Annotated in this window: 20 protein-coding genes; all 20 read left to right on the top strand. The window is 40.3% G+C overall.

The window, feature by feature from the left end:
• The first annotated feature begins 12 nt into the window (after window positions 1–12).
• A complete protein-coding gene (locus IGI46_RS05330; RefSeq protein WP_429973072.1) occupies window positions 13–981 on the top strand; it encodes a signal peptidase I in 969 nt (322 codons plus the stop codon).
• Window positions 982–1,044: 63 nt separating this feature from the next.
• Complete coding sequence (locus tag IGI46_RS05335) at window positions 1,045–2,304, top strand: hypothetical protein (protein WP_429973073.1); 1,260 nt, start codon at window positions 1,045–1,047, stop codon at window positions 2,302–2,304.
• Window positions 2,305–2,361: 57 nt separating this feature from the next.
• Window positions 2,362–3,123: an LPXTG cell wall anchor domain-containing protein gene (locus tag IGI46_RS05340; RefSeq protein WP_429973945.1), complete on the top strand. Its 762-nt coding sequence runs from the start codon at window positions 2,362–2,364 to the stop codon at window positions 3,121–3,123.
• Window positions 3,120–4,004 carry a BsaA family SipW-dependent biofilm matrix protein gene (locus IGI46_RS05345; protein ID WP_429973074.1) on the top strand — a complete coding sequence of 295 codons (885 nt, stop codon included), beginning with the start codon at window positions 3,120–3,122 and terminating at the stop codon, window positions 4,002–4,004. Before IGI46_RS05340 ends, IGI46_RS05345 begins: the two co-directional genes overlap by 4 nt.
• A 15-nt stretch (window positions 4,005–4,019) precedes the next feature.
• A complete protein-coding gene (locus IGI46_RS05350; RefSeq protein WP_429973075.1) occupies window positions 4,020–4,655 on the top strand; it encodes a hypothetical protein in 636 nt (211 codons plus the stop codon).
• A 107-nt stretch (window positions 4,656–4,762) separates the two neighbouring features.
• On the top strand, window positions 4,763–7,993 hold the full coding sequence (locus tag IGI46_RS05355; protein ID WP_429973076.1) for a hypothetical protein: 3,231 nt from the start codon (window positions 4,763–4,765) through the stop codon (window positions 7,991–7,993).
• A gap of 197 nt (window positions 7,994–8,190) precedes the next feature.
• Window positions 8,191–8,934: a recombinase family protein gene (locus IGI46_RS05360; RefSeq protein ID WP_429973077.1), complete on the top strand. Its 744-nt coding sequence runs from the start codon at window positions 8,191–8,193 to the stop codon at window positions 8,932–8,934.
• Window positions 8,935–8,951: 17 nt separating this feature from the next.
• Complete coding sequence (locus IGI46_RS05365) at window positions 8,952–9,719, top strand: helix-turn-helix domain-containing protein (protein WP_429973078.1); 768 nt, start codon at window positions 8,952–8,954, stop codon at window positions 9,717–9,719.
• Between the two features lie 664 nt (window positions 9,720–10,383).
• Window positions 10,384–11,490 carry a tyrosine-type recombinase/integrase gene (locus tag IGI46_RS05370; protein ID WP_429973079.1) on the top strand — a complete coding sequence of 369 codons (1,107 nt, stop codon included), beginning with the start codon at window positions 10,384–10,386 and terminating at the stop codon, window positions 11,488–11,490.
• A 367-nt stretch (window positions 11,491–11,857) separates the two neighbouring features.
• Window positions 11,858–12,763 carry a hypothetical protein gene (locus IGI46_RS05375; RefSeq protein WP_429973080.1) on the top strand — a complete coding sequence of 302 codons (906 nt, stop codon included), beginning with the start codon at window positions 11,858–11,860 and terminating at the stop codon, window positions 12,761–12,763.
• Window positions 12,764–12,781: 18 nt separating this feature from the next.
• A complete protein-coding gene (locus IGI46_RS05380; RefSeq protein ID WP_429973081.1) occupies window positions 12,782–13,927 on the top strand; it encodes a hypothetical protein in 1,146 nt (381 codons plus the stop codon).
• 60 nt (window positions 13,928–13,987) lie between these two features.
• Window positions 13,988–14,443 carry a signal peptidase I gene (gene lepB, locus IGI46_RS05385; RefSeq protein ID WP_429973082.1) on the top strand — a complete coding sequence of 152 codons (456 nt, stop codon included), beginning with the start codon at window positions 13,988–13,990 and terminating at the stop codon, window positions 14,441–14,443.
• Window positions 14,440–14,742, top strand: a complete 303-nt coding sequence (locus IGI46_RS05390; protein WP_207701441.1) for a hypothetical protein — start codon at window positions 14,440–14,442, stop codon at window positions 14,740–14,742. Before lepB ends, IGI46_RS05390 begins: the two co-directional genes overlap by 4 nt.
• On the top strand, window positions 14,732–15,838 hold the full coding sequence (locus tag IGI46_RS05395; protein ID WP_429973083.1) for a glucosaminidase domain-containing protein: 1,107 nt from the start codon (window positions 14,732–14,734) through the stop codon (window positions 15,836–15,838). The genes IGI46_RS05390 and IGI46_RS05395 overlap by 11 nt, the downstream gene beginning before the upstream one ends.
• Before the next feature lie 13 nt (window positions 15,839–15,851).
• The gene (locus tag IGI46_RS05400) at window positions 15,852–16,826 is read left to right on the top strand and encodes a signal peptidase I (protein ID WP_429972781.1); all 975 of its coding nucleotides are present in this window, start codon (window positions 15,852–15,854) and stop codon (window positions 16,824–16,826) included.
• 52 nt (window positions 16,827–16,878) lie between these two features.
• Complete coding sequence (locus IGI46_RS05405; protein ID WP_429972780.1) at window positions 16,879–18,195, top strand: hypothetical protein; 1,317 nt, start codon at window positions 16,879–16,881, stop codon at window positions 18,193–18,195.
• 31 nt (window positions 18,196–18,226) lie between these two features.
• Window positions 18,227–18,985 (top strand): LPXTG cell wall anchor domain-containing protein, encoded by a 759-nt coding sequence (locus tag IGI46_RS05410; RefSeq protein ID WP_429973084.1) that lies wholly within the window; start codon window positions 18,227–18,229, stop codon window positions 18,983–18,985.
• Complete coding sequence (locus tag IGI46_RS05415; RefSeq protein WP_429973085.1) at window positions 18,982–19,866, top strand: hypothetical protein; 885 nt, start codon at window positions 18,982–18,984, stop codon at window positions 19,864–19,866. Before IGI46_RS05410 ends, IGI46_RS05415 begins: the two co-directional genes overlap by 4 nt.
• A gap of 15 nt (window positions 19,867–19,881) precedes the next feature.
• Window positions 19,882–20,514 carry a TasA family protein gene (locus IGI46_RS05420; protein WP_429973086.1) on the top strand — a complete coding sequence of 211 codons (633 nt, stop codon included), beginning with the start codon at window positions 19,882–19,884 and terminating at the stop codon, window positions 20,512–20,514.
• 176 nt (window positions 20,515–20,690) lie between these two features.
• Entirely contained in the window at window positions 20,691–22,808 is a 2,118-nt protein-coding gene (locus IGI46_RS05425) for a DUF11 domain-containing protein (protein WP_429973087.1), read from the top strand.
• The last annotated feature ends 61 nt before the right edge of the window (window positions 22,809–22,869 follow it).

Genomic DNA, 22,869 nt, shown 5'->3' on the forward strand with positions numbered 1-22,869 from the left:
AGAAGGGGAGATATGTCGAGACAACGAGAGTATCGTGAGCGGGATTACGAATATGATGAACCGCCTTATCGTGGTGAACGATCGCCTGCTAATCTTCGCCCCCCTCGAAGAGTTGACTATGAAGAAGAATACTCGGATCGTGAAAAATATTATCCGAGACGATCAGAGGAACGCTATTATGGTGAATCGGATAGAAGAATAAATGGCCAACGAGGAAATCCAAGAGTGAGATCTCCCGAAGACTATTCGCCAAATCGGAGACCACCAAGAAACCCTCGGCCAGCTTATGACACATATGATCGTGAGCGAATGCCGCCACCTAGAGGGGCGCGGCCGCAACGGCAAATGGCTCCGCCGCAATCAGCGCAGCCGTTGCAGGAGGCAAAGAAATCGACTAATCGAAAAATCTTTTTGTTTATCTACAATTTGTTTTTCTACACGTTAACGATTGGAATTTTGTTGAGCTCGCTGATGTTTGCCTTTAGCGAGAAGTCAGATGCGGCGATTTTTGGACATCGCTTCTACCGAGTTTTAACTAACTCCATGGCACCACAACCTGACTCTTCGTCAAAAGGTTTCTACACTGGCGACATCGTACTAGTGAAAATGACCGATGGCAGCCAAGTCAAAGAAGGGGATATTGTCACCTTCCAGGTCGGCGATGGGGATCGTTACCTGACTCACCGAATGGTTGAGCGATTAGATGAACTGAATGGAGAAAAAGGCGATTATATCGTCACCAAAGGGGATGCCAATGAAAGTAAAGACCCGCCAATCGAAGCATCAAGGGTTCATGGCAAAGTGACATTCGTCATTCCTAAAATGGGAAGCTTGTTGAGCTTTGTACAGGAAAACCTTTGGCTGTGTCTCGTATGTATCTTATCCACTTTCGGCTTCTTTCTAGTGCTGAAAGCGTATTTCTTACAACCGGAACCGGTCAGAAAACCAAGGAAACAACCGAACTATCCAAGAGGGGTATAACTACTTGTTTGTGCAGGTATTTATATAAAACAAAAAAAGGAAAAAAATAGGAGGAAAAAAGGAATGAAAAAGAATAACAAGAAGAAAAAGCTGATGGCTGCTGCAGCGGCTTTAGCGTTAATCGCAGCCATCTCCGGGACGTTTGCCTGGATTACGTCACAGGATCAACGGGTCAATAGAGTGGAATCAGCGGCAGTTGTCGATGGCAGTACGACCATCATCGAAAAATGGGAACCGAAGCCACTAGTACCAGGTACCGAAGCGACGAAGGAAGTCGCGGTAAGTAATACCGGATCTGCCAGCGTGTTCGTTCGTATGTCTTACGAAGAAGTATTGAAGCATTTGACCAATAAAGGTGCTGAAAAATACGATTTAAGTACAGTTGCAGGTGCCAAATACACCTATGTTGCCAATGATTCAGGATTAGATAAACATATGCCAATCAATTATAACCTGACAAAAATGATTGCGGATGGATTTGAAGAAGTGCCAGCTGGACAGGTGACAGGTTTAGAGACGGGCACCAAGCTATATGTTAAAGGCGGAAAAACAAAGGATGCTGTAACAGGTACTCAGACCAAGAGTTATGATCAATTAATTGTTCACGAGTATGATGCTGGTAAATATCAATCCATGAAATTTAAGATTGATGATAACTGGCAAGCTGAAACTAGTTTAGCAGCAAAAGACTGGACCTTTACTGTCTCAGATTTGAAGTATGGCTACTATGAAAAAGGTTATACAAATAAAGTAGTCAACTGGGCGAAATCGTCATTAGAAGATGAAGCAGGCAACGTAACTGGAAACTCTTTGCTTGGTACCAACGGGTTACGTTATGGCGTGGACTACGATTACCGAATTGCTAGTTTAGGATTAACCGCTATTCCTGGTGAAACACCCGCAGCAACAAATGCCAATCCACTGCTAAATCCAGTTCCTACAGGTGCTGGAAAGAATTCAGTTCAAGCAGACATTGGTGGTTTAGGTAAGAGTGCGATTAAAGTGAAATATACGGCTGCTGTTGTTGACTCAGCTGGCTTAGCTGCAGCAACAAATAACTGGATTTACAATCCAGAAGATGGCTGGTTCTACTATACTCAGCCACTAACTAGTGGAACAACCACTGCGAACTTGATGGAAAGTCTTGTTTTCGAAAGTGATTTAGGTGAAGAGTACAAGAACGCTACGTACGATCTAGTTGTAAAATTAGAAACCATCCAAGCAACTAAAGAAGCGTTGACGGATGCAGCAGGTTGGAAACTGGATACAACCACAGCAACCAATGTAACCACTAAAGCAATTTGTGACAAATTAGCTCCATAAGTGTCCAGAGAAGCACGACCATGATAAAGGGAGGAGTGGAAACTAGTGCGTAAGCTCATGACAATACTTGGTATTCTGATCTGCCTCTTCATTGGTTTTGGAGAGCAAGGTACCGTAGAAGCCGCCAAAGCCCTTCCTCCCGGCATGGTGATTGGCGACTCTGATGGGATGTATGCCACCTCTGAGGGAGAATACTATATCGATCTGATTGGGATTCTCCCGGGAGAGGTGTATGAAAAAGAGATCACGATCCGCAGTTTAGACTTAGAAGAACCGTTTTCTTTGGGTATGTTGGTAGAAGAAATTGAATCTAGCGGTTCGGTGGACTGGAAGAACCATATTACCTTGACATTGATCCTGGATGGGAAAGAAATTTACCAAGGACCTTTGTTAGGAGATGCCAGTCGAGACTGGAGTAAAACACCTCTGGAATTGGGTGTTTGTACTTATGGAACGGACAAAATCATGCAGGCAACTTTTACCGTGGATGCCGACTTGACCAATGAGAATTTGAAAACAAAAAGTACGTTGGATTTTATCTGGAATTTTGTAGGTACGAAGGATCACCCAACTGATCCCACACACCCAACTGAACCGCCGAAACCAACCGAGCCTTCAAGTTCAACCGAGTCACCGGTACCGAGTACTTCCCCTAGCAGTTCAGGCAACCTACCAGCAACAGGTCAAGAAACACCTACTACACGTAAGTTGTTGCCGCAAACCGGTGAAGAATTGGTCTTTCTATTTTTAACCGGGCTGTTATTGGTGTTGATTGTACTATTCTTATGGAAAAAACGTCGAGAGGAGGAGCAGGAATGAACCAAAAGGAAAAACGAAAACATTTATTTCGAACGTTTCTCCGAAGTAAAGGACTGTTCGCCTGCTTCTCTCTTTTGTTAAGTTTTTTGTTAGTTCTTGGCAGTACGTATGCTTGGATTACTTCTGCCGATGAACGAGTCAATCGAGCAGCAAGAAACGACAAAAAAATATCAGCAAAGATTGATGAAGATTTTGAACAAGTCTTTCATTGGTCCCCTGGAACCACGAAAAAGAAAGAAATACGGGTAACCAATGATGGTGAAATACCGGCTGTTGTTCGACTTTCGTTGCATGAATTTTTTGTAAGTTTTGAAACGAATGTGGCAGATAATCATCGGGAAAATCCAACTGTTGAAGTGGAAAATGGCAATTTAGTCGTCTATCCGGCCACCAGTGTTTTACCGAATAATACAATCAAGATCAAAGACACTATCACATGGAAAGTGAACAATTACTATAGTGTTTATGCAAACAAGTATTATAAGGCAAACCAAGTGATCTGCAATTCGTTGGATGATCATTCATTAGCCTATGTATACAACGATGCTGGTCGGACGATGCCGCTAAAAGCTATGGAATTGAATTTCCAAACAACTAAGCTGTTTGATCAAACAATGAAACCAACTGCTGGGGATACAAGCTATTGGTATTACGAAAAGGGGTATTTCTACTATTCAGAAATTCTTCAACCGAATGAAAGTACCGAGAATTTGTTGGAAAGCGTTACACTGAATCCATCTTATGCCAATCAGTATAAAGGTGCTTTGTATAAATTAGTTCCTTTGATGGATGCCCATGATATCACGAAAAGTCTAATTTCCGATTGGGGAATTGTATCTACAGACTTTGCTTACAGCATATACCAAAATCAGCTGCACTAATCAAGGAGGGAAGAGATGAGAAATCGAAAAAAGAAATTACGATTTATTTATGTGGGAGTTACCCTAGCTCTTGTCCTTCTATTGATTGGCGGCGGTTATTTTGTTTACGCAGCAATGACAGCGCAGGATCAAAAGGCTAACGACTTTCAAGTAGGGCAGGTAGAGACGAAGTTATTGGAAGATTTTACTGGCATCACTGAAATAGAGGTAGGTCAACCGGTCAAGAAGGAAGTATTGATTGAGAATACAGGGACCATCAAGCAGTTCATTCGTGTGATGGTATTGCCAGAAGTTCGAGCATCGATTGCTGGAGATACTAATAAGCAAGTATTGGCATTAGTGATTGGTAAAGACCTTCTTTTGGAAAACATGGCAACTACTGATTGGAAGGATGGTGGTGATGGTTATTACTACTATGTTAAAGAAGCTCTGGAACCTAAAAAAACTACTAGCAAATTGTTTGCATCTATTAAATTATCGAATAATTTGAGCAAACAGTATCATGATGCTGAATTGTCATTGTCACTGAAAGTAGAAACAATTAATTGTCAAGTGGAATCATACCGGCAGGCTTGGTGGCAGGGAAGTATCCCAACTGATCAGCCATTAGCAACGGTTGATGATGCTTTGAAGAATAAGGCGGACAATTAGGGATGCAGAAATCTGTATCCCTATAGATAGCAACACTTATGAGATGAGTGTTTTACAGAGTGGAACATTGATTTGATAAGGGTTGAAGAAGAGTGGGGGTAAAAATAATGAAGAAGAAAAATAATAGTAATTTTTTGATGATTAATAAAAAACAACGAAAGAATTTTTTGGGATTAGGAATTTTGCTTTTTTTTATAGTAATAGGAATTATCATCGGAATAAATCAATTGTCCGAAAAGACAAATATATCTGCTCATCCCATAAACAAGATTAAAATAAATGCGGGTGAATCTGATGAATACGAAGTACCAATCGATGCAATACAATTGAAAGAGCAAGAACTTATTGATAACTCCCCTAAGTTTGATGACTACGTTCAAGGAGGAGCTATAGTTCCAAATACAACGAAAAGTAATGTAGTTAGTTATGGAAGTAATGATAGTAACGGCAATCCGGTGATCTGGTTCATAAATGATATTAAAAAGACACCCGGTGGGAATTATGTTGTACTTTTTGGAGCTTCAGGAGGTAGTAGAGGTGGAATTATAAAAATTTCTGTAATAGATGCCAGCGGGAAAGAACTTAACACAAGAATCTTGGGAGATTTGCGTAATGCAAATTTTAGGGTTCCTTCAGGATTTTACGAAACAGAAGCAAATAGTTATCTATTTCGAACGACTTCAGATAGATTTTTTAATTGTACCATTAGAAATGAAACTAGTAGCAGTGCGATAATCGATTTAACAGAAGTAAATACTAGTCAAAGTGGGAAAGTATTGCTGAAAGTGCATGAAGTTTTAAAAGTTGATACGGAAGTAAGAAGTGCTAATAAACCAATAGTGACTGGATCAGTTTATCCAGATTACTCAACTGAATCAGGAATTATAAAAAATCGTATACCAGTAGGGGCTTTAGATAATGTTAATTGGACAAATGGTAGTATGACAGCAGGAGTTGACTATCTTTATTCTTTAGAAAATGCTTTGTTTAGTGAAATTTTTGATGATGCAATAGCTATAATTCCAAAATTATATATGAACAATGAAGGAATTATATATGGGAAACTTGCCTATCACAAATCGAAGGTCATTAATACCGTACAAATTTTTTCTCAAAAAAATGTTGTAGTCAATGGCAATAATTTGAAAAAAAGAGAGTACTATCATCAGGCAAATGATGTGTATATACTAAATGAAATCTCTAATAAAGATAAAATTTATTTTCTTTCAATGAACGATACAAATACACAACTGATTGAAGTGAGTTTGAGTACGTATAAGGAAACTGTGATTCGTACTTTCCCTTCAAATACTAGGTTACTAATTACAACCAATGATGATGGCAGTCTTTCATACTACGGAAGTACCTCTGGTTTAGAAGGGGAATTTTATTCTTCATACTATTCAGCTAAGTTGAATAGTTCGTATTATTATGTTCAAGGTGTAATGGAGGGGTTATCAACAGCTGCACCAGCCAAAGTAAAAAGTCTTCGTGCAATGGAACTTAACAGTTGGTTAGCTCCTAGCCATATTGTTGATACAGTGAAAAATGAGTTTCTGATTGGCGGAGAAACAAGTGATTACCAAAAATTTCCGGATCAATCTTATGTCGTGAACGATGATGGAAGTATGACTAAGGGAATTCCTAAATATAGTGGAGCTTTCTTGGGATTGATAAAGGTACTAGATGATTATTCACCTGCTATCTCCTCAGGAACTGAAACTATTGATGTGGATATCACATCTAATGCTGTAAATAGTCCAAGCGATACTTTCGAAAATCCAGGTGATATTGAGACATATCGTGGCTGGAATTCTTTAGATAGGTGGTTGATTACTGGTTCAGAAAATGGAAAAATCAGCGACCCTGCTGCTATCAAAGTTTATGACCATTTTGATATAGATGATCCCATGATCGGTGCAACGCTAAAAGAACGAGAAATTTGGCTTCAAAAAAGAATTAATCGAAATCCTTTAGATGCTAACACAGGAATTGATTGGTTAGCCTTAGGATTTGATAAAACGAAATCGGGTGCTCAGTTAGTCACTTATTTTGTAACTGATTCCCAAGGACAAACATCCTCGACTTCGCGATGGATTAATAAAAAAACGGATCAAACAATCGAAAAAGATGATCATTGTTTCGATGCACAAAACTTTCATGTTCCACTAAGTAGTGTGAATAGTAGTATTCCAGATGCGGATACATTTAAGAAGTTTGCCAAAACAATGGCTTGGAATCGAACTGAGCATGGTAGTGGTGCTGGAGATCATGGGAATGGATTAGACGAGGACGGGACAGATATTAACAAGTTATCTAGTAAAGTAATAGTCGATGCGAATCAACTAAAAACTTTACGAGAAGCAACGGTTGCAAAACCGTACCCTGTGGATGTGGTATACAAACCAAAAACAGGCGTAGAAATCAAGAATCGTGTATGGGTATTTGTAACGACAAAAAACACGCTTCCAAATAGTGAAGTAAATCCAGCTGTTACACCAAAGGATACTAATGGGGTTGTTTATTATGCGGATGATTATTCCATCCCCTTCAGATTAAGGGGAACACAGGATCGTGATGAAGTCCTGACTAGGGGCAAGGTGAAAGTCTATGACTATTTTGATTCTGCCCATGAAACAGTTGCAGAATTGCCAACATTAGCAGATGCTGGAAAGAATGCAAACAAGCTGGTAGTTGATTTTCCGACCATTCAGAATGCTTTGGTACCTGGGGTAGTCAAGCCAACTGTTACCTATAATTGGGATGGAGTCACCGATGGAAATCACACGACGGGAACTGCAACAGTAGGTTATTTGGATGTCACATTAACGGGTCACACCCTTTGGCATGTGCGTCAGGTAGTGTTAGGTTCCTCAGCAGAAATTGTTGTACCAACTAAAAGCTATTTTGCTATTCAGAATATTTTAGACAACAACGGAAGTCCAGCAATTGATCTAAATTACCAGGCAAATTTTACTGCTGAATCTGGAAAAATAACGGATAATCCTGTATTCAATGAAGTATCAATTCCAACGGATCATTTGGCGAGTATAAATGATCAAGTACAGTTGTCACTTATAAATCCAGAGTTTTATCATTATCTAGGCTACTATTTTACGACGGAACAAAATGATCCATTGGGAGTGAGCCATCAAGTAAATACTTCCTATACTGCTGGGGATCTTAAGCTAGCAAAAAGTACGTTAAATAATGATGGCGAGTTTTGGATAACCATGTATATCAAGCCAAATAAGGATGATAAAGGTATTACTAAGGTACCTCATCCCTATAGCTGGGATTACAAGAAAAATGATTTGGGAAAAATAAAAACAAAATAGATGAAAGAGGCGAGACAGAATATGGTCTATCTCTTATTACTAGTGTTAGGCCTGATTGTATTAGTTCAAAGCTATCTGCTGTTCTCGCTGATGCAAAGCCAACAGGACTTACAAAAAAAACTTACTCGGTTGCTGCGAAATAAGCAACAACCGAATAATGCCAGACGAAAAACTCCAACAGAAAGAGGAAGGACACGATGAATCTTGGCTATGCACGCGGGTATCAACTTACCCAACAATTGGATATGCTGGAGGACTATCCTGTGGACGAACTCTTTTCTGATGGCGCGCAGGAGGTGGAAGCACTACATTCACCGACGAGTGAATTCCAGGCGCTAATGAATTTTGCCCAACCAGGTGACCATCTGGTGATTGCTTCTTGGGAAATCGTTTCTCGGGATTATCGTCAGCTACTAGCTTGTCTAGATCAGTTAGAAACACAGGAACTAACATTAGATGTGCTCAATCTTCCACAACTCACTATTGAAGAATGGCGGCAAGTTTTCCGTTGGTCCTTACGCAACGATCGGCTGCTTCATCCAGTATTGGTCAAAGCAGGAAAGGAACGAGACCGCAGCAAAGATGCGTACTCTTTGTTCAGTAAAGAACCAGAAGCACGTAAGCTCTATCGTGAAATGATCTGGCTGTTAGCAGAAAAGAATTCCGTTCGACAGGTCGCCCAACAAAAACGAGTCCCGATAGAAACGGCTTATCGTGTACAGCAAGAACTAAAGCAGGTTCAACTAGCAATCATTTTAGTGATTTGTTTCCTGTTGGCAATTTTCAGTATCAAATTGGCCGAATCTTATTTCGATCAACTATGGATTCAAGTAGCTATTTGTGTGGTTGTGACGTTAGTCATCCTGTGGAATGTATTGATCGATACGGAAGAAACCGAGGCAAAGCCGCCTATAAAAGAGAAGAAAACACCAAAAATTTGAAGAGAAGGTGAATCCCCATGCATCATGTACTTATTTTAACGAAAAACTCCTTAGCAGAAGAATCATTAGTCCAGAAATTACAGCGGATGAATTGTGAAATTTTATGTTCGACAGATTTATTCAAGCGCCTGAAAACGGGCACGGTTAGTCCATTTCTTTCCTACTTTCAATGGATTGTGTTGAGCGAAAGTTTGTGCAACTCAGAAGTGGAACAGATTTTGCAAATGTTGAAAAATCATCCACTGCTGGTTTTGCGAGTGGTCGAAAATATCCCAAATGAAGAGGAACAAAGCTATTGGCAGGAACGAGGGTTAGTAGACTGGGTAGCGAAAGAAACCAGCTATGAACTTCTGCGAGAGAAAATGAACGAGCTTCAACATCAAATGAAGCAAGACGTTGTAACCGGCAATCAAATTCTGACTTTTCCTACTACGCAAGGAGAGGATACTACTCCGAATAGTTTAAAACTATTAATCAAGAGTCTATCCAAAACCGAAAAACGTGTCTTTGAATGTTTGATCCAGTCTTATTCAACTAGTGGCGTTCTATCCCGCCAAGAATTATGCGACTGTTTATGGCAGGATGGCAGCACCTCTTCGAACATGAGTCAGTTATCTTGCTTGATAAACAAGTTGAAGCATAAATTTGAGACCCATGGCATTACTGGAGAAACCATCACGACACTATGGGGAAGAGGCTACAAGTTAAGCAGTGCCTTTTATGAATACTGGTTAGAAGGTTCACAACAGCTAGAAGAACTAAAGTATTATTCTGCTACAAATTAGTAAACGAAACGCTCAATCGCTGCGACTGAGCGTTTTTTTGGGATAAACGGGTCAGCTCCGATTGAGCTAAAAGAAGGAAATGTTAGAAATAGCGAATAAATGAACCTTATCAGGAAAGGAGACACGTCAGCTACTATTTTGTTGGGAATCTATTTTCAATATGGACAAAGAGAAAAAGGATTTACGAAAGAAATTTAATTCGTAAATCCTTTTTTTATTGAATAAAGTTGATATCAAACGATGAAAGCTGCAAACGTGACAGAGCTAACTTTCATCATTTTTTTTGCTACATCTAATAAAATTTATCGTTTTTTTATCTGTTTAATCTATATAATGGATAAGAAGTTATGGATCCCTGAAAAATAAAAAGAGTCGTTCAATAATGATGAATGGTTATGAAATAAATTTTATTTCATAGTCTTAGTTAGACTATGAGATGTTTTGTTAAGTAATTATGTTTATTTATATTTATGGATTATTAACTATTCTAATTATAGATTAGGAGGTAGAAATACGCAATATGTTTTATAAAAATAATTATAATTATTTCTTTGACTCTCTTTGAAGCTGTGGATGAAGTCGGGAATTGTACAAAAAGCGAACAAAGATGGTCATTCTATTTACCGTCAAAATCGCCGTCATTAAGTAGAAAGGAAATGAAGAAATGCGCAGAGGTGAAAACATTTATCGTCGTAAAGACAAACGTTGGGAAGGCCGTTATCCCAAAGGTAAAAAAGCGAATGGTAAGACTAAGTATGGATCGGTGTACGGCAAAACATTAAAAGAGGTTCGTGAAAAGCTATATCCCCTAAAGCTGCACTATCAATTTATTCAAAATAAACAGGGAGATGCAGCGATTAGTTTCAATGAATGGGGGTACCTGTGGTTACAAGAAATTCAGTCCAATGTAAAGCAGTCTACTTATGCAAATTATGAGCATAAGTTGGTTCATTATGTGCTAAATGAACTAGGTGAATATGGCTTAAACGAATTAGACGAAATTGCGGCGGAGACCTTATTAAAAGGTTTGGAGAAACGGAAGCTTAAGACTTCCACAATCCATGCTGTTTTCCGCATTACCAAGCAATGTATCAATTTAGCTATTCGAAAAAAGATGATTAAAGAGAATCCATTTGCTTTGGTACAATTACCAAAATTAGTGAAGAATAGGAATCAGGCCCTTACGAAGCAAGAACAAAAACGATTAGAAACGGCGGCTTCATCGTCCAAAAATGGGCAAGGACTCCCAACCTTACTGGCTCTTCATGCTGGTTTGAGAATTGGGGAGATTTCGGCATTAACTTGGCAAGATGTTGATTTTGAGAACAATTTAATTCATGTCCATTCAACGGTACAACGGATTGTTGGGGTGTTTGATGGCAGGAAAACAGGTCTTATTTATACCAGTTCCAAGACGGCTTCCTCTACTCGGTTGATTCCCATGAGCCAAACATTGAAGAAAGTTTTGTTGCAACAGAAGCAACGGTCAAATAGGAAATTTGTTCTCACTAATAATGAAAGGCCAGTCGAACCGCGACTTTTGACCTATCATTTTCATCGGATCCGTGAGAAAGCTAAATTGACATCTATCCATTTCCATCAGTTGAGACATACCTTTGCGACTCGTTGTCTAGAGAGCCGAGGAGACATCATGAGTGTCAGTGCCCTAATGGGACATAGCTCAACACAAATGACACTAGATACATATGCCGGAGCCCTAATGGAGCAACGGTTCCAGGTAGTCAACCAAATGGAAATGGCTATCAAATAAAACGTTTTCAAAAAAAGGATAACTCTTTTTCGGGAGGTTTTTTTTATATTTTTCTTAGTAAGCGCTTTCTCCAGGGGCGTTCAACGAAACAGAAATAATTAAAGCTTTCATTTCTAATTCTACTTAATTCACGATGGAATTTTCTTATTTAGATGAGTAAATTCACGACTATCTTTTTATATACCGTCAGCTGCCGTCAATTGGCGGCTTTTTTTCGTTGTTGCGATAGGAGAGATGGAGGATTTCTTCGTCTAACTAAGACTACGAAAGAAGAGCGCCTTTTTTATGCTCTCCAAAAGTATAGATGAAACAAAGAAAATTATCAAAAATCAGTGTTTAGGGACTAGTGGATAGAGGAGGGAACGGTATGTTTGGTTTCGGCAAACAAAAGAAGGATGCCTATGAAGAATCAACACAAGATGATTATTTTTACGATGAATATGATGAAGGATACGAGGACGATTATGGGTATGAATCGTATCCCGAGGAAGAATATGAACGTCCAGCAGAAAATTATCGCGAGTATGACCGTGGAGAACGTCGCTCACGAAGGAGAACAGAATCGCCGATAGATGATGAGCGTTATACCGGCCGTCAGGGTGGAGAATCGGAGTCAATGCGAGCACCAGCTCATGAGGAAGAGCCGCCCCAACGACAGGAGTCATCGCTATATCAAGAGATTGAGAGATTAGAAGAAACGGTGGCTCAGTTGAAGCACCAACTGGAGGTCAAACAATCCGAAATGAGCTCTATGGCAACGACCTTGTCGGAGAAGGATCAAGCTCTTCACCAGCAAAAAGAACAGTCAGCACAGTTACAAGAAGAAAAACAACAAGCGCTTGAAAAGCTACAAGCTGAAAAAGATCGTGAGATGCAAGAGCTGTCAAATCAAGTCGAACAACTGAGAGTTGATTTAAAAGACAGCCAGACTAATCAAACAGAAGTTCTGATCCAAGCAAGACGGCAAGTCGAAGAGCTTAGACAGACTCAAAAAGAAAATGAAGAAATGAAGGCTGAACTGGCCACAATCCTGATTGAAACCAAGAAACAAGAACGAGCAATTTTGGAACGGGCAGAGTATGAAGCCAAAGGAATCCGCAGCCAAGCGGAGCAGGAAGCGCATCAAGTCATCCATGATGCTTCGTTGGAGTTGAGAGTCATGAAGCAGGAAATCAAAAATTATCGTAAACGTCTTCGCTCAGTGCAAGAAGAAACCACTCAATTCTTTGTGCGTCTGTTAGCCAATAGCGATGCATTATTGGAAGACGAATAGAAGAGGGGAGGCTTTTCGATGAAGCAATCGCAGAATCAACTCACCTTTTATCCAACACCTGCTCCGGTCATGCAGGAGGAGCTGATCGAACAATCATTATTAGAAGAAATCGAACGAGCCTGTGAATATTTGTATGCTCCGCATGGCACGTTGGATGACGAGCAAAGAGAAAAGATTTACCAACATTTTGAGCAATTATTTCGATTAATGAATAGCAGCTACCATCTTGAGTTATTGCTGGTGCCCGGTACTTTGAATTGGCAAGCTTTTTGGCAAGCCCTGCACCAGTTCTTTCCACAGTTTGCTTGGCTGAAGGCTCAAACGGAAGAACCAAAATATGGTCGACAAGTTTATCGCTTTGATTTTATTCCATTGGTTTTCAGGGAAGAAGGCTTTCCCTTTGCGATTCATTTAGAGGATAGCCTAAATCAGCAGTTTCCAACAGCGACTGAAAATACTTTAGAACGAGCAGAACAGCTGCTATTGGAGTTGGCAGAGCAGCACTTTTCTGAAGGGATTGTCCCAAATTCCCAGCCTGAAGAGCCCGTTCCAAATAAAGAAATAACTAAGCAACCTCAAGAATCAGCGGTAAGAATCCAAAAAGAAGAAGTACGCCAGGAAAGTCAAAGCAAGGCTCGTCTTCGGGCAGTCAATCAAAAGTTAGAACTAGTGATTGAAAAGTTAGAGTTATCGATGCTCTACAGTGGTATTCAATACTTTGATCAAAAGAGTACGGAAGAAAGTGATTGGGACAGGCGAATCAAAATCAGTTTGCGCGAGTATACCTACTTATTGCAAAAAGCTCGCTTTTTAGAACAAATGTGGCATTTAAATGGAGAGCTGGTAAATAAATCCGAAAAAATGACAGTGACCGGCAATAAATTGGTCTATGAACGAGATCAGGTGAAGCAGATCAAAGCCAACCTTTCGGCACGAGATATTCATTTCGTTCTGTACGAATGTCAAGTAATCGAATCACGTGCAAAAGTTCATGCGCGACCTTGGTTTAGAAAACCTTTCGTGAAGCTAATGAAAATGGATTACGACAATTTGTTAAGCAAGGCTGCCTACTTTGACCTTTTACAAGGAGAAAATTCATTGATGGAACGGATGGTTCGCGAGCAACAAGATGCACCAGTCAAAGAAGCTCAGGAGGTTGGTTGAGGTCGGAGACATTTAGGATTTCCTCGATGGTCTTTTGCTCCGAAACTGGCAGTAGCATTTATGATTTGTTATTTCATTTTTCTTGGTACTTTCCGAGTCTACTACTGGTTGTATCCGAAATACTTTGTTAGTGGGGAATCCATGATTCCAACCTATTGGGAACACGAGATTGTCCAGGTGAAAGCTCATCATAAGCCGGAGCGTTTTGATGTAGTCGTATTGCATCCTCCTGATGCACCCACAGAATTATATTTGAAACGAGTGATTGGTTTGCCAAGTGAGCAGATTGATTATCAGAATGGCCAATTATTAGTAAACGGTGCGGTCATTTTCGATAAATTTGCGGAGCAAACAGAGGACTTTAGCTGGAATGATTCATATAAACAAGTAATTCCAGAAGGTTACTATTTTGTTTTGGGTGACAATCGCTCCATCTCTAAAGACAGCCGAATCTTCGGATTAGTCTCAGAAAAACAAATTTTAGGCATCGTCAAAGAGGGGAACACAAAGAAATGAAGACACTGCAAGAAAAAATCGAATGGTACACCTTTTGGTATTGGGTTTATTGGCTCTTCTCTTTGGTCGTACTACTGGGAGTACTGATACTGGGCATTTTTTTCTATTTTACTGATTTTCAAGAGGTTGTGACAGTGAGCCAATTGTTTCTTTTGATGTTGCTGATGGTATTAGCGATATATCTGAAAATGACTGCTTTGCACTATCACAATGTTCTTATGAAGTTGAAGCAAGCGGCAGCTCGATCAAAAAGGCCAAGAGGACGCCCTCAGGAAAGGCGGAAGCAAGATGTTAAGTAAATTCTTGCTGGGCTGTCTGGTTCTAGGTGGAGGTCTAATTACTAGTTATCAAGTACAAGTGAAACCATCTGTTTTAGCTGAAACGAAGGAGTCAATAGTTTCTCAACAGGAAATGACTTCAAATATAGCAGCTAGTTCTACTGGTAGCAGTATGGCAAGTGAAGAGTCAACTATACCTTCAGAATCTTCTTTCCTAGAAGAAATCACGAGTAATGAAACAGGACACTCGGCTTCGTCGGTGACTGAATTCGTTGAACCGATAAAAGCAACAGACGAATCAACAGAAGGTTCCGCAGAAAAAGCCATTGTTTCTGAAGCAACCGTGCCGGAAGTAGTTTCTCAGGTCCAAACCCCTGTGCCGGCTGCGAAAGTAGAAGAAAATTATCAGTTTTCGGTAGTAAAAAATCAAACCACCGAAGCATTCATACAAACAATCGGAGCCGATGCTCAGACGATTGCCTGGAGTGAAGGACTCTATGCCTCGGTAATGATCGCTCAAGCAATTCTGGAAACGGGGTCGGGCAACAGTCAGTTAGCACAACCACCGCATCATAATTTGTTTGGTATTAAAGGGAGCTATCAAGGAAAAAATGTGTCATTCAATACCCAAGAAGACAAAGGAAACGGTCAGTTGTATATGATCCAATCCGCTTTCCGGCAGTATCCTGGCTACAGAGAATCCTTAGAAGATTATGCAGCTTTGTTGAAGAAAGGTATTTCGAGTCATGCTGGTTTTTATCAAGCAACTTGGAAAGAAAATGCCCCAACCTATCAAGCAGCAGCTAAAGCATTAACAGGAAAATATGCCACAGACACTTCCTATGACAAAAAGCTGAATGCATTGATCGAAACTTATGGCTTGGATGCTTGGGATCAAGAACCGAAGAAGGAAACTATTGAACCCTCTGTTGAAGGTCAAGCCGCTACTGTCGATTCAACTACCGATTTCGGTGAAGATAGGCAATCAACTACTTTCAATTCTGAAGCACTCGAAAAACAAGTGAAGATAAATAAAACAAAGCAAAGTGTGCAAAAAATTCCTGAAGCAGCACAACGACCTGCCAAGCAGTTAGCTGGCAATCGAACCACACAATGAAAGGAGGGGAATCATGACGAGATCGCGGGAATATCGGCAACGAAATGATGATTTCGATCAGCAACCACCTTATCGTGGGCGTGCCCCCTCAAACCGGCGACCACCGCAGAGATACGACGATTGGGAGGAGGAACGATCTGTTCGGTACCGAGAATCTAATCGTCCACCACAACAACGAGGGTACGATCCGCACTACGATCACCCGCCACAGCGTTCGCGTGATTCAAGAGAGGGGCACTATCAGAGGCCATTACCTAATAATCAAAGAATGGCAAGGCCGGAAGCATCATATGGTGGTGAGAATCGGGAGTGGATGCCACCACCACGACAACGTCCCCCTCGGCCAGTGTCCGGTTATGGAACACAACCATTACAGCAAGCGAAGCAGTCGACCAATCGAAAAATCTTTCTATTTGTCTATAACTTGTTTTTCTACACGTTAACGATTGGGATCTTGCTTAGCTCCTTGATGTTTGCTTTCAGTGAGAAATCTGATGCCGCGATAATGGGGCATCGTTTTTATCAGGTTTTAACCGATTCCATGGCACCGCAGCCGGATTCTCCTTCGGGCGGATTTTATGCGGGGGACATTGTATTGGTAAAAATGATCGATGGCTCACAGGCAAAACCTGGGGATATCGTTACTTTCCAAGTTGGTGAAGGCGATCGTTACCTTACCCATAGAATGGTGGAACGGTTGGATCAATTGAATGGACAAGCAGGGGATTATATTGTCACCAAAGGAGATGCCAATAAAAGCAATGATCCGCCGATTCTTGCTGAACGTGTGCGAGGAAAAGTGATGTTCGTTGTCCCTAAAATGGGTAGTTTCTTGAACTTCATTCAAGAGAATCTCTGGCTATGTATTGTGTGTGTGTTGTCGACCTTTGGCTTCTTTCTAGTGCTGAAAGCTTATTTTCTGCAACCAGAACCAGCTAAACGACCAATGAAAAGAAATGGGTATCCAACTGGGTATAACCGCTCGTAAGTTTGAGTGTTTATATAAAAAAGAATAAAAGGATGTATAGGAGGAAAAAGGAATGAAGAAGAACAGCAAAAAGAAAAAGCTGATGGCTGCAGCGGCAGCTTTGGCGTTAATCGCAGCCATCTCAGGGACGTTTGCCTGGATTACTGCACAGGACCAACGGATCAACCGAGCAGAATCAGCAGCGGTCAATGATGACAGCGTGGTATTGAAGGAACAATGGGAACCAATGCCATTAGTTGCAGGGACGGAAGCGAAGAAAGAAGTATCCGTTTCTAATACTGGGAATGCCAGTGTATTTGTACGGATTTCTTATGAAGAAGTACTGAAGCATTTAACTGAAAAAGGGGATGTTAAGTATGATGCAGTAACTGTAGCTAATGCAAAATATACCCATGTGACTAATGATCCTGGTTTAGGCAAACACATGCCAGTGAACGCCAACGCAGCATCAATGTTTAATGATGGGTATGAAATTGTTCCAACCGCACAAGTGACTGGTTTGACTGCACAAGACACTAATGTGAAATTCTTAGCTAAAGGTGGAAAAGTAACGGATCCATTGACGGGATCTATCAGCAATAACTTAGAAACAAAAATAGTTCATGAGTACTACTCCGATCCTTCCAACGCTGGTTTGAATCCTGGAGATGTAGGATTTGATGCAACAAAAAATAAATACCAAGCAATGACTTGCGATATTAATGTAACCAATGAAAACGGCAGTAATGATGGAATGGATTGGGATTTCACAGTATCAAACGTGAAATACGGCTACTACGAAAATGGCTACAAACATACCGTAGCGAACTGGGCAAAATCTACTTTACCAGATGAAGCAGGAGCTGCTTCTGGGAATGCTTTGCTAGGAACTAACGGTGTACGTTACAGCGTAGACTACAACTACACGAATACAGCAGCTGGTTTGGGTGCTGGATTTACGATTCCTGGACCAACTCCAGCAACCGTTGCCGACCAAAAACCAATTGCTTCAACTACTAATTACGGCTTACAAGCAGATACGACTGGTTTAGGTAAAAACCATATCCGTGTAGGCTATGGTGCAGACATCACGGATGTTGGGACTTTAGCAAACAGCAAATGGGTATACAACGAAGAAGATGGCTGGTTCTACTACACTGTTCCGTTGAAATCTGGTGAAACAACTCCAGACCTATTGAAGAAATTGGTCTTCGAAAGTGCATTAGGTGTTGAATACACGAATGCTTCCTTCGATTTAGTTGTGAAAATGGAAGCTGTACAGGCAACTAAAGATGCCTTAACAGACAGTGCCGGCTGGAACTTAGGTAATGGTGCTGCACCAACAGGTGACACCGCAGCAATCGTGACTAAACTAGTTGCTGGTATTTAACTTGATGAGCTTTTAAGCAAGGAGGGAGTGAATGAACATGCGCAGAATACTTATTGGAATACTCAGTCTCTTCATTCTGTTCAGCGGTTCTCTAGCTGCTGAGGCAGCCAAAACACTTCCTCCTGGCTTGGTGATTGGTGATTCTGAAGGCATGTATGCTACTTCTGAGGGAGACTATTACATTGATTTAATGGGTATTCTCCCAGGAGAGGTGTATGAAAAGGAAATTACCATCCGCGGCTTAGACCTGGAAGACCCCTTTTCTCTAGGCCTGTTAGTGGAGGAAGTGGGCTCTAACGGATCTATTTTTTGGAAAGAGCATATCACCTTAACCCTCATTTTGGATGAAAAAGAAATCTATCAAGGCCCTATTTTGGGCGATGGCAGTTTTGATTGGTCAAAGACGCCGTTGGAGCTGGGCGTATGCAAGTACGGAACAGATAAACTATTGTTGGCACGCTTCACGATGGATGCACATTTAACCAATGAAGACTTGCGAGAACAAAGCAAGCTGGAGTTTTATTGGACCTTTGTTGGAACTAAGGATCAACCGAAAGAACCAACGAAGCCAACAGAACCCACAACACCAACGCAACCGTCTGAACCGACAATCCCAAGTTCGCCCAGCGGATCAGGCAAGTTACCATCCACTGGTCAAGGAAGACCTTCTAATCGGAAGCTGTTGCCGCAAACCGGTGAGCAAATAGTTTATATGTTCTTGAGTGGGTTATTACTGGTAATGATCGCGTTGTTCTTATGGAAAAAACGGCAAGAGGAGGAGCAGGAATGAACCAAAAAGAAAAACGGCAACATCTTTTTCGTGTATTTCTCAAAAGCAAGCTGCTTTTTGCCTGCTTCTCGCTTGCTTTGAGTCTACTTTTGATTGTAGGCAGTACGTATGCTTGGATTACATCCGCAGATGAACGAGTCAATCGAACGGATGCCAATCAACGAAGATTGTCGGCAATTGTGGAAGAAGATTTTAACCAAGTCTTTCACTGGTCGCCTGGAACAACGAAGAAAAAAGAAATTAGGGTGACCAATAATGGTGAAGTGCCAGCTATTGTTCGACTTTCGTTGCATGAATTTTTTGTCAGCTTTGAAATCAGTGTAGCTGACAATCATCGGGAAAATCCAGCTATTGAAGAAGGAAATGGTAATTTAGTCGTCTATCCAGCTACCAGTGTTTTGCCAAACAACACAATCAAGATCAAAGACACAGATACGTGGAAAACCAACAACTATTACAGTGTGTATGCAAACAAGTACTACAAAGCCAATCAAGCAATCTGTAATTCGCTGGATGATCATTCCTTGGCCTATGTGTATAACGACGCTGGTCGAACCAGGCCTTTAAAAGCGATGGAGTTAAATTTTCAAACAACTAAGCTGTTTGACCAAGTAAAACAACCAACTGTGGGAGACACAGGTTATTGGTATTACGAAAAAGGGTATTTCTATTATTCAGAAATTCTTCAACCAAGCGAAAGTACCGAGAATTTGTTGGAAAGCGTTACACTGAATCCATCTTATGCCAACCAGTATAAAGGCGCTTTGTATAAGCTGGTTCCTTTGATGGATGCTCACGATATTACAAGAAGTTTGATTTCTGATTGGGGAATTAGTTCTACCGACTTTGCCTACAACATGTATCAAAATAAGCTGCACTAATCGAGGAGGGAAGAGATGAGAAATCGGAAAAAGAAGTTGCGATTCATTTATGTAGGATTCATCATGGCTCTTGTCCTCCTTATGATTGGCGGCGGGTATTTTGTCTATGCGGCAATGACAGCGCAGGATCAAAAAGCCAATGATTTTCAGGTTGGACAGGTGGAAACGAAGATTGAAGAAGTTTTTAACGAGAATATTCAAGAAGTTAATTTGGATAACAGCATTGAGAAGGATGTCTCCATTAAAAACACTGGAACAATAAATCAATTTGTACGAGTGATGGTTCTCCCTGAGGTTCGATCCTTTATTAATGAGGATGATAGCTATGTGCAAATATTACCTCTGATAATAGGTAAAGACCTGGAATTAGAAAATATGGATGCCAATTGGTTAGATGGAGCAGATGGGTACTACTACTACATTGGCTCAGAGGTTGCTCCTGATGAATCTACTAATCGACTGTTTGAGTCAATAAAACTTTCTAGTAGTTTATCAGAGCAGTATCATGAATCAGATTTTTCTATTTACTTAAAGGTTGAAACAATCAATTGTGAGGAATCGGCTTTTCGTAATGCTTGGTGGCAGGGAGAAATACCCTTAGAAGAGCCTCTTAAGACGATTGATAACACTTTATTAGGCTTACTGTAAAAACTACAAAATAAGGATGCAGTTTTATAACCTGCATCCCTTTATTAAGTAATAAGCAACACTCATGAGATGAGTGTTTTACTAAAGAAAAGCATTGATTTCATGAGTTTTGAGAAAGGAGACTTACGAAAATGTCTAAGCTTATAAATAAAAAAGCACTATTAAGTAGTATGTTTGTGTTGCTAATTATAGTTCTTAGTTGTGTTTTTGAATGGGATAAATCTGATGATCCTAAAAAAGTTGAAGCCCTGGCAGCAAATGAGAATTTGGTTCAACTTGCTGCGAGTCAAATGCGACAAGACGTGGCAAATGGTTCGTTTATACAATTACAGAATGGAAGTTTTGAAGATGGGCACAGCAATGTAAAACCAGGGCAATCGTGGAAATACCTGCAAAATGGCCAGGAAGATAGCAATGGGAAATTTTTTTGGGAAGGGTACAGGGTAGATACTGGAGCAGCCCATCAGATGGAAGTTCAAAACTCAATGAGAACCCCACAGCATGGAGCGTGGTATGCAGAGTTAAATCCTGATTTAGCTATTGGTTTATCTCAAGACGTTGCCACTGTACCAGGCGTTACAGTTTACTGGTCATTATATTATGCTAAAAGAGTGGGAACAGACGAACGAGCAAGTGTTCTTTTTGGTCCTGTGCCAACAACAGGAATCAATAGTGACAATATCTTGAATGAAAATTTATATCGACAAGATGTCATTATAGATAACTCACCTCATCGGTATTTAGGTGATGGTATAGCAAACGAAGGTAATAAATTCCCTTCAGATTGGTATCGATATGAAGGAACCTATGTGATACCTGCTGGACAAACGAATACAAGATTCCAATTTTTAAGCGTTGTGGAATATGCTCCTGCTGCGGGAAATTTTTTGGATGATATTCAATTTGCTTCAGGAGCTAAAGTAAGACTATTCAATAAATATGAGAATGATGTGACAGTAGTAGGTAAAAAAACCAGCCATCGAATAGTAGTTGCTAACTCTGGAGGAATGTCAGCCAACAATGTTCAAATGGAAGTGCAATTGCCCCTGTCAATGGACTATTCGAATGAGGGCGTAAGCATACTGGGCAGCTACAATGAAAATGGCACTTCGATAGCGAATAATTGTACGGTTAGTAATATTTCCTATAATTCTGCTACTCATACACTAACATTTGATGTTGATGAGGTAAGAAGTTTGGAATGCATTGACTTTTCAGTAAAAGTTGAAGCTGTTAGCGCCGATAATGCCAATGTTCAATCTGATGATAATGCTGTAGCTGAAATTAATGTTTTAGACTATGAAAATGCAAGTTATGGTAACCGAGGTGTCAGTCCAGTCGACTCTAGCAACGATGGAATCCGAATTGTTGACGAACTTGATTTAGAAAAAAATGTAGATAAGCAGGTAGGCATATACGGTGAAGAACTTACTTACTCAATGACACTAGAGAATAAAAATGAACATACTGGAGAGGCCGAAGATATTGTAATTGAGGATGTTATCCCAGTTGGTACGGAATATGTTCCTGGATCATTGATGATAGACGGTAGTGTAAAAACAGATGGACAAGATGCTGATGGAGCTAGTTTTATAGCCCTGAGTAATTCAGTCCGATTTGAAATTGCCAGACTGAATGCTACCGAAACTATGACATTGTCGTTTAAAGTAAAAGCTACATGTATCAGCGATATTATCACTAATTCTGCAGATTTAAGTTATCAATGGCGTGAGGATGTTAACAACACCGAACAGACTTTGACTAGTAATGAGGTTGAAACCGAAATCTGTTCAGTACTTTTCCATATACGGCAAGTAATATTAAGTGAATCAGAGGAACTTGTTGTACCAACAGAAGGGTATTTGAGAATTAAGACAAATGATTTCGATCAGTTAACAGGAACAACAACAGAAAACACCGATCAATTGCGTCAAGTAACTATTCCGTCAGGAACAAACACGGATAATCCACCCTTCGAAACGTTTGTTGTAGATACTAAACTTATGGTAAATGACTTGGATGAATTAAACTTGGCACTGATTTTACCAGAGTATTATGAACAACTTGGGTACTATTTGACTCTTGCTCAATCTGATAATAATGGAACTGGTCATCAAGGAAAAACAGAGGCTGATATTACTCCTAATGAACTGGTACTAAATCGAGCAGATTTGGATGACGATGAAGAATATTTCATTACTATTTATTTGAAACCGAAGCTTTCACAAAACGGGCCCCAACCATACAGTTGGGATTACAAAAAGAATGATCTAGGAAAAATAAAAACCAAATAAACGAAAGAGGCGAGGCAGAATATGGTCTATTTATTATTACTGATACTAGGCCTGATTGTAC

It is taken from the genome of Enterococcus sp. AZ163, assembly GCF_050498925.1.
Taxonomy (GTDB): Bacteria; Bacillota; Bacilli; order Lactobacillales; family Enterococcaceae; genus Enterococcus_A; species Enterococcus_A ferrettii.

Excerpts from the sequence above, each read along its gene's own strand:
- IGI46_RS05330 (WP_429973072.1), top strand. The coding sequence starts at position 13 with ATGTCGAGACAACGAGAGTATCGTGAGCGGGATTACGAATATGATGAA.
- IGI46_RS05335 (WP_429973073.1), top strand. The coding sequence starts at position 1,045 with ATGAAAAAGAATAACAAGAAGAAAAAGCTGATGGCTGCTGCAGCGGCT.
- IGI46_RS05340 (WP_429973945.1), top strand. The coding sequence starts at position 2,362 with ATGACAATACTTGGTATTCTGATCTGCCTCTTCATTGGTTTTGGAGAG.
- IGI46_RS05345 (WP_429973074.1), top strand. The coding sequence starts at position 3,120 with ATGAACCAAAAGGAAAAACGAAAACATTTATTTCGAACGTTTCTCCGA.
- IGI46_RS05350 (WP_429973075.1), top strand. The coding sequence starts at position 4,020 with ATGAGAAATCGAAAAAAGAAATTACGATTTATTTATGTGGGAGTTACC.
- IGI46_RS05355 (WP_429973076.1), top strand. The coding sequence starts at position 4,763 with ATGAAGAAGAAAAATAATAGTAATTTTTTGATGATTAATAAAAAACAA.
- IGI46_RS05360 (WP_429973077.1), top strand. The coding sequence starts at position 8,191 with ATGAATCTTGGCTATGCACGCGGGTATCAACTTACCCAACAATTGGAT.
- IGI46_RS05365 (WP_429973078.1), top strand. The coding sequence starts at position 8,952 with ATGCATCATGTACTTATTTTAACGAAAAACTCCTTAGCAGAAGAATCA.
- IGI46_RS05370 (WP_429973079.1), top strand. The coding sequence starts at position 10,384 with ATGCGCAGAGGTGAAAACATTTATCGTCGTAAAGACAAACGTTGGGAA.
- IGI46_RS05375 (WP_429973080.1), top strand. The coding sequence starts at position 11,858 with ATGTTTGGTTTCGGCAAACAAAAGAAGGATGCCTATGAAGAATCAACA.
- IGI46_RS05380 (WP_429973081.1), top strand. The coding sequence starts at position 12,782 with ATGAAGCAATCGCAGAATCAACTCACCTTTTATCCAACACCTGCTCCG.
- lepB (WP_429973082.1), top strand. The coding sequence starts at position 13,988 with ATGATTTGTTATTTCATTTTTCTTGGTACTTTCCGAGTCTACTACTGG.
- IGI46_RS05390 (WP_207701441.1), top strand. The coding sequence starts at position 14,440 with ATGAAGACACTGCAAGAAAAAATCGAATGGTACACCTTTTGGTATTGG.
- IGI46_RS05395 (WP_429973083.1), top strand. The coding sequence starts at position 14,732 with ATGTTAAGTAAATTCTTGCTGGGCTGTCTGGTTCTAGGTGGAGGTCTA.
- IGI46_RS05400 (WP_429972781.1), top strand. The coding sequence starts at position 15,852 with ATGACGAGATCGCGGGAATATCGGCAACGAAATGATGATTTCGATCAG.
- IGI46_RS05405 (WP_429972780.1), top strand. The coding sequence starts at position 16,879 with ATGAAGAAGAACAGCAAAAAGAAAAAGCTGATGGCTGCAGCGGCAGCT.
- IGI46_RS05410 (WP_429973084.1), top strand. The coding sequence starts at position 18,227 with ATGAACATGCGCAGAATACTTATTGGAATACTCAGTCTCTTCATTCTG.
- IGI46_RS05415 (WP_429973085.1), top strand. The coding sequence starts at position 18,982 with ATGAACCAAAAAGAAAAACGGCAACATCTTTTTCGTGTATTTCTCAAA.
- IGI46_RS05420 (WP_429973086.1), top strand. The coding sequence starts at position 19,882 with ATGAGAAATCGGAAAAAGAAGTTGCGATTCATTTATGTAGGATTCATC.